The organism is Paenibacillus sp. J22R160, from assembly GCF_059692135.1.
Window position 1 is genome coordinate 34,867 of sequence record NZ_JCAUAU010000009.1, and the last position, 14,023, is coordinate 48,889.

Genomic DNA, 14,023 nt, shown 5'->3' on the forward strand with positions numbered 1-14,023 from the left:
ACGCGAAAGTCCTGATGATTCCAACCACTACAAAGGGTGAATCAATATGTTGTTTAAGCACGACAACCAAAGTTTACAACAACGAAAATATTGGATTAACAAGATTCCATCATATACAGCACATACAGATCTTCCATTAGATTTTCAGAGAACAGAGACGTATCGGAAACAATCGGTGCTTATTGAGCTGCGTCCCGATTTATCGGCAAGCTTATGGGATAAATGCAAAAATTCTGATTATGCTCTTTTTACATTTATTACAGCCGCAATTAAAGCTTGCCTTTATCACTATTCCGGACAGGTTCAGTCCGTCGTAGGTACCCTTGTATTTAAAAAAGAGGACGATGCGGAGTCCAACCTTCTGGCGCTTTATGATGAAATTCAAGCAGACGGGATATTCCGAGAGTTTCTAAACCAAATGAGAAAGACGATCCTGGATGCAAATGAGAACGGACAGTATCCATTCGATAAGCTGATTCAAGATTTACAGCTTCTCGAAGAAAGGAATCGCCATCCGTTATTCGATATCGTTGTTGTTTCATCCCGGATCCATGAAATTGATAAACTCGAGTCTATTCAAAATGATATCACGGTACGCATCGATTCTAACGCTACCGGATTCATATCCTTGTTCATTCAATTTAACGGTGCGTTATACGAACAGAGCACGATGGCTAGGTTTGGCATACATATTCAGCAGGTGCTGGATCATGTGCTCAAACAAGAATTGGACATTCAGATCGCGCAAATCGAAATCTTATCCGATGGAGAACGAGAACAGATCCTTGGCGAGTTCAACGCGACGAAAGCAGCGTATCCGCAGGAGAAGACGATCCACGAGCTGTTCGAGGCGCAAGCGAAGAAGACGCCAAACAACGTGGCGGTCGTGTTCGAGGATGCGGCGCTGACGTATCGAGAGTTGAACGATCAGGCGAATCAACTTGCGCGGGTATTGCGTGAGAAAGGCGTGAAGCCGGATAGCCTAGTCGCTATCATGGCGGAGCGTTCGCTAGAGATGAGCGTGGGAATTCTGGCGGTATTGAAAGCCGGGGGCGCATACTTGCCCATCGATCCAGACTATCCGGAGGAGCGGATTCGCTTCATGCTGGAGGATTCAGGCGCTAAGATCATGCTCACGCAACAGCGACTGTCCAAGCCATATGATTTTGTCGGCGAACTACTTTACATAGATGAACCAAGCGGCTTTAAAGGTGATACATCTAATCTAGAGGCGCTCTCCCAATCCCATCATTTGGCGTACGTCATTTATACGTCGGGCACCACAGGAAGAGCGAAAGGAGTCTGCATCGAACATCGGTCTATCATCAACACCTTGACGTGGCGCCAGCGGGAATATGCGTTCGGGGAGACGGATCGTGCGATTCAATTGTTTTCCTATGCCTTTGATGGTTTTGTTTTGAGCTTTTTTACACCGATTCTGTCGGGTGCAAGTGCCATTTTCTTAACGGAAACGAATGATCCTGCCGCAATTCTCGAAGTTATGGAGAAGGAGCAAGTGACTCATCTCGCATGCGTGCCGACCTTGTATCAAGCGATACTCGAAAATCTGCACAATGAAGGACAAAGCATGAAAGCCGTTACGCTTGGCGGCGAAAAGGTGTCGAAGCGGCTTGTCGAACTCAGCAGGCAAAAGCTTGCCGGAGTTGAACTTGTGAATGAATACGGTCCGACCGAGAACAGCGTCAATTCCACGATGTTCAGGTATCAAGGTGAAGTATTTATCTCTACGATCGGTCGACCGATCAACAATACGAAAGTGTATGTGATCGGTGCGGCGTCCGGCCAACTACAGCCGATCGGCATTGCGGGGGAGCTGTGCATCGCGGGAATGGGCTTGGCCCGGGGCTACCTGAATCGACCGGAGCTGACGGCGGAGAAGTTCGTGCCGAACCCTTTTGCCCCAGGCGAGAGAATGTATAAAACCGGGGACCTCGCGAAATGGTTGCCGGACGGGAATCTGGCATATTTGGGACGCATCGACCATCAGGTGAAAATCCGGGGGTACCGGATCGAGCTTGGGGAGATCGAAGCGCAGTTGCTGCACGTTCCGCAAGTGAAAGAAGCGATTGTCATCGCGCTCGAAAACGAGCAAGGCCAAAACGAGTTGTGCGCGTATGTAGTGGCGGAACAGTCGGTAACGTTGGCGCAGCTTCGCGGGGAACTCGCGCAAATGTTGCCGAACTACATGATCCCAGCGCACTTCGTGCAGCTTGAGAAGCTGCCGCTGACGCCAAACGGAAAGATCGACCGGAAGGCGCTGCCTGCGCCGGACGACAAGCTGTCGACCGGCGTAACCTACGTAGCGCCACGCAGTGAATCGGAGCAGAAGCTTGCGAAGATTTGGCAAGAGTTGCTCGGCGCTGCACAAGTCGGTATTCACGATAACTTCTTTGACCTGGGTGGACATTCGCTTAAGGCAATGACGCTCGTTACCCGCATTCATCAGCAATTCGAGGTGGAAGTCAGCTTACGGGATGTGTTCGGGCATGCAACGCTGGAGGCGCTGGCCGCATTTATTGCTGAGCAAACGAAAAGCGTTTATGCAGACATTCCGAAGGCGGAAGAGCGCCAAGCCTATCCGGTTTCGTCTGCGCAAAAGCGGATGTATGTGCTAGGCCAAATGGAAGGCGCAAATGTGAGCTACAACATGCCTGCGGCGCTGCGTTTGGAAGGGAAGCTCGATCATGAGCGGCTGGCGGCTGCCATGAACGGGCTGATCGCGCGGCACGAGGCGCTGCGGACGTCGTTTGTGCTATCCGGCGAAGAAGTCGTACAGATTGTTCACCCAACCGCGGCCTTTACGATTGGTGAGAAGCATTGTACCGAGGCCGAGGCGAAGGCGCACGCAGAGACCTTTGTGCGCCCGTTCGATTTGGCGCAGGCGCCGCTTCTTCGTGCTGAATTGCTCGCGTTTTCGGAAGAAAATCATCTGCTGCTTCTGGACATGCCGCATATCATCTCAGACGGCGTGTCCATGGGCATATTGGTGGAGGAGTTTTCGAAGTTGTATGCCAGGGAAGAGCTGCCTGCATTGCGGATCCAATATAAGGATTTCGCGGTATGGGAACAGGAGCGTCAAGGCAGCGAAGCTACGAAAGAGCATGAGGCGTTCTGGCTCAAGCAGTTTGCGGGCGAATTGCCTGTGCTGCAGCTGCCAGCGGATTACGCAAGGCCTGCGGTGCAGCGATTTGAAGGCGACCGAATGAAATTTACCCTGGACAATTCTCTGACGCAAGGGCTCAGACGAATCGCGGAAGAGACGGGCACGACGTTGTATATGGTGCTGCTGGCAGCCTATAAGGCGCTGCTCTTTAAGTATACGGGACAAGAAGACCTTATCGTGGGTACGCCAGTCGCGGGCAGAAGGCACGCAGACCTGCAGAAGATCATGGGTCTGTTCGTCAACACATTGGCGCTTCGGAGCTACCCGTCGGGCGAGAAGAGATTTGCGGACTTCCTGCAGGAAGTGAAGCAGCAGACGCTGGAAGCGTTTGAGCATCAGGCGTATCCTTTCGAAGCGCTCGTGGAGCAATTGAATTTGAAGCGAGACACGAGCCGTAATCCGCTGTTCGACACGATGTTCGTGCTGCAGAACATCGACATGCAAAACCTAGAGTTGCCGGGACTGCGGATTTCTCCATATATAACGGACAAGCGTATCGCTCAATTCGATCTGACGCTGGAAGCGTCGGAGGGCGAAACGGAAATTTACTTCACTGTGGAATACAGCACGTCCACGTTCAAGACCGAGACGATTCAGCGAATGGTCGGGCACATCCGACAATTGATTCAAGCGGTCGTGCTCGATCCACAAGCGAGGATTGGAGAATTGGAACTGGCAACGACAGCTGAGAAGGAGCAAATTCTCCTAGGTTTCAACGCAACAGAAATGGACTTCCCGCGGGACAAAATGGTTCACGAACTATTCGAAACTCAAGTCGAAAAGACACCGGACAACATCGCGGTGGTGTGCGAGGAAGTTGCGCTGACATACTGGGAGCTGAACGTGCGTGCGAATCAGCTCGCAAGGGTATTGCGCGAGAAAGGCGTTCAACCGGACGACTTGGTGGGCATTCTGGCGAAGCGTTCGGTAGACATGGTCATTGGGGTGCTAGGCGTATGGAAAGCAGGCGGCGCGTATATCCCGATCGACCCGGAGTATCCGAACGACCGGATTCAATTCATGCTCGAGGAAAGCCGGGCTCCATTCCTGTTGGCCCATCGCGAACCGCTTAAAGTGATTTCGTTTGCGGGACAAGTCTATTGTTTTGAAGATGGACTTGCCGAGCAGAAAGAAACGACGAATTTGGATTCGGTTACGAAGCCGCAGCACTTGGCTTACGCCATGTACACGTCGGGCACGACCGGGCAGCCGAAAGCCGCGCTGGTGGAGCACGGCAATCTGCAGAACATTATCCACGCGTGGGAAAAGTTCTACAGACTGGATTTGCATGCGGCTAGCATGCTGCAGTTGGCCAGCTTCTCCTTTGACGTATTCGTTTGCGACTTGGGAAGATCCCTTATGCACGGAGGCAAGATGGTCATTTGTCCGAGCGAGGTTGCGCTGGAGCCCGAGAAGGTCTATCAGCTCGTCCGGCAACACGATCTGAATATCCTCGACGGTACGCCGGCCGTCATGATACCGACGATGCAGTATATAGACGACAATCAATTGGATACGTCGATGCTGGATTGGATCATGATGGGAGCGGATCGTTGTCCAGCGCAGGATTTTATTTGGCTGCAAAATAAGTTCGGCTCGCAAACACGCATTTTCAATTGCTACGGCGCGACGGAAGCTTGCGTAGATGTCAGCTATTACGAAATGGACAAAGAGTTCACTAGTCATGTTCCGGTTGTTTCGGGCAATGCGCCGCTCGGCAAACCGCTCGGGAATATGAAGGTTTATATTCTAAACGAAGGCAAACATCTTCAGCCCATCGGAGTTGCCGGAGAGCTCTTCATTGGGGGGGCCGGCGTAGGCCGAGGTTACTTGAACCTTCCGGAGCTCACGAAAGAGAGGTTCGTGCCGGATCCGTTCGTTCCTGGAGAACGCATGTATAAGACTGGGGATTTGGCGAAATGGATGCCGGACGGGAATATCGAATATTTGGGCCGTGCGGATCACCAGGTGAAAATCCGGGGGTACCGGATCGAGCTCGGTGAAATCGAGGCGCAGCTGCTGCAAATCGAGCAAGTGCAAGATGCGATTGTCATTGCGCGCGAAAACGAGCAAAGACAAAACGAGTTGTGCGCGTATGTGGTATCAGAAGGCGAGCTGACAGTGGCGAAGCTTCGTGGGGAGCTTGCGCACACATTGCCGGGTTATATGATCCCGGCGCACTTCGTTCAACTCGAGAAGCTGCCGCTCACGCCTAACGGAAAAGTCGACCGCAAGGCGCTGCCGATTCCGGACGGGAAACTGTCTTCGGGCGTGGCTTACGTGGCGCCGCGAAGCGGAACGGAGCGGGCACTTGCCGAAATCTGGGAGGAGTTGCTTGGCGCTTCGCAAGTCGGCATTCATGATAACTTCTTTGAGTTGGGCGGACATTCACTGAAAGCTTTGACGCTTGTCACGCGCATCCATAAGCAGCTTCAAGTTCAGATTCCGTTATTCGAAATTTTCCGAACCCCTGTCCTTGAGCAATTAGCGGCTTCGATCGAGGCACTTGACAAGCGGGAATTCTCGTCCATTGAACCGGCAGCCGAAGCAGCGTATTATCCGCTCTCGGCCGCGCAAAAAAGAATGTTTATTTTAAATCAGATGTCCGAGCGTTCGACGACGTACAACATGCCGGCCGTCATGCATTTCAAAGGTACTCTGGATCCGGAATTTGTTCGTCTCACGTTTGATAAAATGATCGCTCGCCACGAAATTTTGCGTACGTCATTTAAACTTGTCAAAGGCGAGCCCGTGCAAATCGTTCATCGCGATTTGCCGCCATTCGAATTGGCCTATACGGATGTGGTGGAGTTGCTTGGTCAATCCGCGGAAGAGCCGAATGTCCGAACGTTTGTCGAAGAGTACTTGATAAACTTTATTCAGCCTTTCGACCTAGGTATTCCGCAATTGTTGCGAGCAAGCTTGCTTCGGGTTCGTCAAGACGAGTATTTCATTCTGACAGATATGCCTCACATTTTGGGAGACGGCGTTAGTTCCATAATCTTGGAGAAAGAATTCGCCGCCTTGTATGCGGGCAAAACACTCCCGCCGCTGCGAATTCAATACAAAGACTATGCGGCGTGGCAATCGAAGCAGATGAATAGCGACGGAATGAAGCAACAGCAGCAGTTTTGGCTGGAGCAGTTCGCCGGGGAAATTCCGGTACTTGATCTCGCGACCGACTATCCGAGACCGAGGGTTCAACGGTTCGAGGGAGACCGGATCACGTTCCGGTCGGATGAAAGACTGACGAGCGAACTGAATCGATTAGCGTCCACGCTTGGCGTGACGATGAATATGCTCCTACTGGCTGGTTACAGTATCATGCTTCACCTTTATTCGGGGCAAGAAGATATCGTCGTCGGCATGCCGACATCTGGGCGCTCGCACGCGGATTTGGAGGAGCTGGTCGGCATGTTCATTAACACGCTGCCAATTCGCAGTTACCCGAAGCAGAAGTCAACGGTATTGGCGTTTATCGAGACCGTAAAAAAGACGACATTACAAGCTTTCGACAATCAGGATTATCCGTTCGAAGAGCTGGTGAGACAGGTCGTCGCGTCTCGGGATCCTAAGCGAGGACCTTTGTTCGATACGATGTTCGTCGTGCAAAATTTTGCGGACGATGATAAAGGTTCCAGATCGGTTCAAACGGCAATGCCGATTGAGATGCCGGTATCGACGTCTAAATTCGATCTGACGCTGACCGCGACCGAGACCGAGACTGCCGGAACGATCGAGTTCCATTTGGAATACTCGACGTCCTTATTCAAAAAATCTACGGCAACTCGGATGGGTCAGCATTTGATTCAAGTGCTGCAGCAAATGGCAGCTCACCCCGAGCAACGGCTGGAAGAGCTGGAGATGGCGACAGACGAAGAGAAACGTTTTCTAATGTCACTCAATGAAACTTACACGGACTATCCTAGAAACAAGTCCTTGAACGAATTGTTCGAAGATGAAGCCATTCAAACGCCCAATCATGTAGCCGTCAAATTCGGCGATGAAATGTTGACTTATGAGGAACTTAATCGGAAGGCCAATCAGGTGGCGAGATGGCTACAGCAACATGGGGTCTCCAAGGGCGCAATCGTCGGCCTCATAACAGGGCGCTCGCTCGAGCTAGTCATCGGAATCTTAGGAATTCTGAAAGCTGGTGCAGCGTACTTGCCGATGGACCCGGATTATCCGATGGAGAGAATCGACTACATGCTAAAGGACAGCGAAGCCCGTGTTTTGTTGACGCAGCAGTCGCTTGCGCCTGTCTTGGAGGGGACTGAGGTTGAGGTTACGCGGTTGTTCGTTGATGATCCGCAGATGGATAATGTGGCTACGGATAATCTCAATACACGTATCGATGGGTCTGATTTGGCTTACGTCATGTACACATCGGGTACGACGGGCACGCCGAAGGGTATTATGACGATGCACGCCAACATTACCCGGATCGCGAAAGATACGAACTATGTCGATGTTCGTGAAGATGATCATATTTTGTCCGTATCGAACTACGTTTTTGATGGATTTACGTTTGACCTATACGGAGCGCTGTTAAATGGAGCAACGCTAGTGCTAGTCTCGAAAGAAACGATCTTGGATGTCGAAATGCTGGCTAGCGTGATCAAGGTACAACGAATTTCCATCATGTTCGTCACGACGGCCTTGTTCAATCTGTTGGTCGAACGTTCACCTCAAGCGCTGGCCGGCATTCGCAAAATACTGTTCGGAGGAGAAAGAGTATCCGTCAAACATGCTAGACTTGCTTTGCAAGTCATGGGGAAAGACAAAATCCTGCATATGTACGGACCTACGGAAAGCACCGTATTTGCGACTTTCTATCCCGTTGACGAAATCGCGGAAGACTCAACGACGATTCCGATCGGTAAGCCGATCAGCAATACGAAGGCGTATATTTTGGGACCAAGCGATCAAGTACAGCCGATCGGGGCGCCGGGAGAGTTGTGCTTATCCGGTGACGGGCTGGCGAGGGGCTACTTGAATCAACCGCAAATGACTTCCGCCAAATTCGTCAAGCATCCGCTGGAGAATGGACAGCTGTTGTACCGCACAGGCGACGTGGCGCGTTTCCGATCGGACGGAAACATCGAGTTCTTGGACCGGATCGATCAGCAGGTCAAAATCAGAGGGCATCGAATCGAGCTCGGAGAAATCGAAAAGCAATTGCTCGCTTTGGATCACGTAAAGGAAGCCGTCGTTCTGGCCCGTCAGGACCATGAAGACAAAGAGCTTTGCGCGTATCTCGTTGCTGACGCGGCGTTAACGGCAAACGATCTGAGGGAGCAGCTAGTCAAATTTCTTCCTGAGTACATGATCCCGCTCCATTATGTGACGCTGGATAAAATGCCTTTAACGGCAAACGGCAAGCTGGATCGTAAAGCTTTGCCAAAGCCGGATGCCAAGAACCTGGCGATGAGAAACGGGCTTGCGCCTCGAACCGAAACGGAGCGCAAGCTGTTCCATATCTGGCAAGAGATTCTGGGTGCGGATCAGATCGGCATCGATGACAACTTCTTTGAAATCGGCGGACACTCTCTGTTGATCGCGAGAGCCGTTATGGATATCAATGAAGCATTTGAAATCCAATTGCCTTTGACGAAAGTATTCAATAGTCCGACCATTCGTACAATCTCCGAGATCATTGATGAATTAACGACTGTTAAACCTTCGATATCCCAGGATAAACAAATGGTTTTGCTGAAAGAAGGCGTTAGCAACGCGAATTACGTCTTTTTCGTCCATGCCGGCAATGGCGACACCAATGCTTACGTGCCGTTAAGTCAACGCTTGACGGACGATTATCATTATTGGGCGATCAAGTCGGATGTCACGCAAGACTTCGAGCCGGTGGTCACTTCCATGGAAGAACTCGCACGATCGTATATTCAGAAAATTAGAGCGGTTCAGCCGGAAGGTCCTTATACTCTTTCGGGCTGGAGCGTTGGCGGCACAATTGTTTTCGAAATCGCAAGGCAAATGGAACAAATGAATCTTGACGTGGCGCTCCTGGCAATGATCGATACGCATCTCGTAATCGATCGGGAAATGAAGGGAACGACCGTGTTCCAACACGATACGGAAACCGAAATTTTACGTTCGCTGTTTGCAGCTGTTCATGATGAGTACGAGCTGCAAGAAGTACTGGACATCGCATGCGATAGCGATCGGGTATGGACGTCTTTCGTTCGAATGTCCGAAGAGAGGGGCTATAGCGATAGCTTTCTTCAAAGAATGGATTCGCACAGAGACGCCATGCTCGCTCAAATCGCGGCCGATTTCTCCCAGTCGGATTTGAGCGAAATCGTTAAGATTTACAACGAAACGCGTTCCCTAACGCATGCGCGCAATTCGTATGTGCCTCATGGCAAAGTGCTCGCGCCGGTTTATTTCTTGCGGGCAACGGATAACGTGCTTCCGGTAGATGCTTCGCTTTGGCAAAACTATTGCTTGAATCCGATGCACGTAATGGAAGTACCGGGCGATCATTATTCGATTTTCCGCGAGCCGGAAATCCAACATCTGATTCGTTTGTTGAATGCGATATTCACAGACAAGAACTAATTGTGGAGGACAACATGGAACAATTCCCGGGTTGGAATGTGGAAAACCCTTTTCCGTTCTACCAGAGCATGCGTAATGAAAAGCCCGTATTCAAAGATTCAAGTCATCGTTGGAACGTGTTTCTATACGAAGACGTGAAGCGGGTGTTGAGCGATCAAGAGTACTTTTCTTCCCGAATCTCTTTTGAGCCGCTGAGCATACTGTTTATGGATCCGCCGGAGCATCAGAAGTACCGTTCCAACTTTAGCAAAGCGATGACGCCTCAACTCATGAACCGGCTATCAAGCGGTATCGCCACGCATACGAAGAAAGCATTGCACAAATTTATTGAACAGGGCAAGGTTGATATTGTCGATTCCTTCACTTTGCATGTGCCGCTAGAGGCCATTACGCTTTTACTTGGCATCGCCACGGAAGAGAGCCAGCCATTCAAAGAGTGGGCAAAGCTTGCTTTTGCGCACTTTGCCGATTCAACGATGGACCAAGATGAATTGCTAAGACTGCAAAGAGAAACAACGGAAAAGATCCAAATCAGCCTTTCACAGACGATCGACTACAAAAAAGAACATCCGGCTGATGATCTGATCAGCGCATTAGTTCAGGCGCAGTCGAATAGCGATTTGCTGACGAGAGATGACCTTGAACATTTTTGCTTCCTGCTGTTGGTCGGGGGTATCGATACGTCGGTGAATCTCATCACCCATTCGTTGGTTCTGCTCGGCGAGAAACCGGAATTGTTCGCCAGGTTGAAGACGAATCCGGAGGAGTTGCCGAAATTCGTAGAAGAAGTGCTTCGATTCCGTTCGCCCGTTCAGTCGGCTTATCGGGTCGCCGCCAAAGCCGTCCAGATCGGCGGTCACTCCATTCGCCGTGGAGAGCCCATCGTCGCATGGATCGGTTCGGCCAATCATGACGAGCGCGAGTTCGAGAATGCGGAGTCGTTCGATGCCACACGCAAAAATAATCATCAGCATCTTGCGTTTTCCAATGGCGGTCATTATTGCATGGGCGCGCATTTGGCAAAAATGGAGGCTAAAATCGTCTTAACGGAGGTGCTCTCCAGCTGCGAAGAAATTCGCATCGTGCCTAGTGCGGACAAGAAATCGATTCAAAGCACCGTTGCGTTTGGTTATGAACGTTTTCCTATGAGCTTCACGTTATCGGATCGTTCTGATGAAAGGGTACCATGAAGGAGGTGAGCTATGAAATTGTCATTTAAGATCGGCATTTTAATGCTTATGCTTTTTAATGGTTTGTTTTCTTTCGCCAGCGCGGCACCTGCACAACCATTATCACCTATCGAGCAGACGGAAAGCTTTATCAATTCGCATCAACTGGATAAGAAATTGCCGGGCTTTGCCATCGGCATCGTACAAGATGGACAAGTCATTTATACGAAAGCGTTTGGTTTCTCGAATGTCTCTCATCAAGTCCATTCGACAACAAAAACCCAATATCGCTTAGGTTCCATCGAAGAAACGTTTACCGGGGTTGCGATACAGCAATTGGTGCAATCGGGAAAAATCCGACTGGATGATCCCGTAAGCCAATACTTGCCCTGGCTTAAGTTGTATGATGAGGGAGCTGAAGTGCCCGTAACGCTGGAACAGATTCTCTACCAGAAAAGCGGGGTATCCTCAAACATCGGATTGAACGAATGGGATAAAGGGGTTTCCATAGAGCAACAATTACGTTCTCTTCAGGGCATTGAACTTCGTTTTCGGCCGGGCAGCCGGTCGAAATACGCAGAGCTGAACGATGTCATCCTTCGTCTCGTTATCAAGGAAGTAACGAACCTAACGGCTTCTCAATTCGTGAACGAAATGATTTTAGAGCCATCAGGTTTAGAAGAGACGTATGTTTTGCCATCATCGAAATTACAAACGGATACCGCGTCGACGGGCTACAAGAAGAGTTTTTTGAAAACGAGGGAGCACAAGTCATTGGCGGATGGCGATTATTCGTCTAATGTGGAAGACATGGCTCATTGGCTAGCATTGCAAACGAAGACGGGATCGGCGGATAGCCTCACTCCGGTAAATCAAGCGCCTGTCCGTCTGGCGCAGGAGGCTGACCGTACCGTCAGTCCCGACTCGGATGGTGTTTCTTACGCGAGCGGGTGGAAGGTAAAGTCCGTTGAAGGGCTGGAGCTATCGCAAGGTCAAATCGGTTCTAGTTATACTTCTTATTTGGTATTTCGTCCTAAAGATCGGATCGGCGTCGTCGTGTTATCTAATATCGCTTCGCCGGTTGTTCCTTACATCGGTCAAAGCGTTATAGCTATGCTTTCGGATAGGTTGCCAGGGCCTGAGCCGGCGGAAGTCAATAAGCGCTCGGATGTGATGGCGGTTTCGCTTATCGCGGTGTTTGTATTATTAGGATTGCTCTTCGCTTGGCAAACGATCGTATTGATCCTCGATATCATAAAAGGAAAGATAAGAATGAGCCGTCTAGGCTGGAAGGGCGCGGTCTATGTTCTAGTTGTAACGGGGGTACTCGCCTATTTCGGTTATAGCCTGTATCAATTACCGAGCACGTTCGCGGGAGAGCCTTCTTGGCGTTCGTTAGCCGATTCGCAGCCAGCAAGCATCGCATATGCCGCGGCCACTGCTTTCGGAGCCGCTTTCCTGTATTATGCGTATACGTTGCTTGGACATGTTTTCGGTCTTCAACAACGGAAATCGTGGATATATCTCATCGTATTAAGTGTGAGCAGCGGGCTGGGCAACTCGTTCATTATTTTTATCGTGAACTTGGCGCTCACGGAAGACGCCTTCGATGCAAGCAAGCTTGCGCTTTACTTCGGGCTTGGACTGCTTATGTTCGTCGTTTGTCAGAAACTGCTGTTGAATCAGCTGATTCACATGACGAATGACCAGGTTTACAACAAACGAATGGATCTTATCGGGCGAATTTTAGCTACTCCTTATTATCGTCTGGAAAAGATGAAGAGAGAGAAGTTTTATACGAGTTTAGAAGGCGATACAGAAATGATCAGCGGATTTGCCAATACGGTAATCCCTTTATTGGTAGCTGCCATTACGTTGGTGTGCTGCTTCGTGTATTTGGCTTTCTTGAACATATACGCCTTTCTCGTTGCGATTGGAGGAATTTCGCTTGCAGTCGGGTTGTACGTGTATGTCAGTAACCGCGCGGAAAAACTGTGGCAAATGAATCGCGATTTGCGGAACGTGTTCTTTAAGAACATTCAGGATTTGATCGGCGGGTTCAAAGAACTTAGCCTTGACCCTAAGAAGCGGATGCAAATCAAGAAGGACATTCAGATGAATTTAGGCGTCTACAAATCGAGCAGAGGGCAATTCGAAATGAAGTTTGCCAACGTCTATATCATGGGACAGTCGTTATTGATGTTGACGATCGGCTGGGTGGCGTTTATTTTTCCATTACTCTTTAAGAATATCGGGACGGGGACGCTTCAAAGCTATGTGTTTGTGTTTCTGTACATGATGGGCCCAATGCTTGCGATCTTGAATTCAGTCCCGAGAATCGTTCAGATGAAAATCAGCTGGGGTCGGATTAAGGATCTGATTCAAGAACTAAATGTTACCGAGAAAGAAGCGAATATCTCGAGCGTCGAAGAAGGAACGAAAAAAATCGAAAGCGTGGAATTGAAAGCCGTCCAATACCAGTACGATGACGAGAATGGAAATCGCTTTTCAGTCGGTCCTCTGAACTATCGATTTGCAGCAGGCGAGCTTATCTTTATTACGGGGGGAAACGGTAGTGGCAAATCTACGCTGGCGAAGCTGTTGACTGGGCTGTATGAGCCAAGTGAAGGCGATCTTTTACTCAACGGCGAGAAAATAGGTTCCAGCGAGCTTGGCGTCCATTTTTCGACGATTTTTACCGATTACTATTTATTCGATAAGCTTTACGGTTTAGACGAACAGCAAGTGAAAGAAGAAACGGTTGATCATTATTTGAAATTGCTAGGTATGAAAGAGAAAGTGAATGTAACCTCCGGTAAGCTAAGCACGCTGAATTTATCGACAGGCCAAAGAAAGAGATTGGCTTTGCTGATCAGCTACTTAGAGAATAAACCGTTCTGCTTGTTCGATGAAGTCGCGGCGGATCAAGATCCGGAATTTCGTAAATATTTTTACGAAGTACTGTTGCAGGAGCTGAAGTCGCAAGGGAAATGCGTGATTGCGATTACGCATGACGATGAATACTTTCATCTGGCGGATAAAGTCATCAGGATGCGGGCAGGCCAAATGCAGTAGGGGAAGAAACAATCAA

3 protein-coding genes are annotated in these 14,023 nt (G+C 49.9%); all 3 read left to right on the forward strand.

Translation table 11 applies throughout. From position 1 onward, the window contains the following. Nucleotides 1-46: 46 nt before the first annotated feature. Genes AC58UW_RS19165 through AC58UW_RS19175 form a run of 3 tightly spaced genes read left to right on the forward strand, consistent with a single transcriptional unit; the run spans nucleotide 47 to nucleotide 14,007 of the window. Nucleotides 47-9,763, forward strand: coding sequence for a non-ribosomal peptide synthetase (locus tag AC58UW_RS19165; RefSeq protein WP_497422210.1), 9,717 nt, complete (start codon nucleotides 47-49; stop codon nucleotides 9,761-9,763). A 14-nt stretch (nucleotides 9,764-9,777) separates the two neighbouring features. Continuing rightward, nucleotides 9,778-10,953 (forward strand): cytochrome P450, encoded by a 1,176-nt coding sequence (locus AC58UW_RS19170; RefSeq protein ID WP_497422211.1) that lies wholly within the window; start codon nucleotides 9,778-9,780, stop codon nucleotides 10,951-10,953. Nucleotides 10,954-10,965: 12 nt separating this feature from the next. Further along, complete coding sequence (locus AC58UW_RS19175) at nucleotides 10,966-14,007, forward strand: cyclic peptide export ABC transporter (protein WP_497422212.1); 3,042 nt, start codon at nucleotides 10,966-10,968, stop codon at nucleotides 14,005-14,007. Nucleotides 14,008-14,023: the final 16 nt, after the last annotated feature.

Excerpts from the sequence above, each read along its gene's own strand:
- AC58UW_RS19165 (WP_497422210.1), top strand. The coding sequence starts at position 47 with ATGTTGTTTAAGCACGACAACCAAAGTTTACAACAACGAAAATATTGG.
- AC58UW_RS19170 (WP_497422211.1), top strand. The coding sequence starts at position 9,778 with ATGGAACAATTCCCGGGTTGGAATGTGGAAAACCCTTTTCCGTTCTAC.
- AC58UW_RS19175 (WP_497422212.1), top strand. The coding sequence starts at position 10,966 with ATGAAATTGTCATTTAAGATCGGCATTTTAATGCTTATGCTTTTTAAT.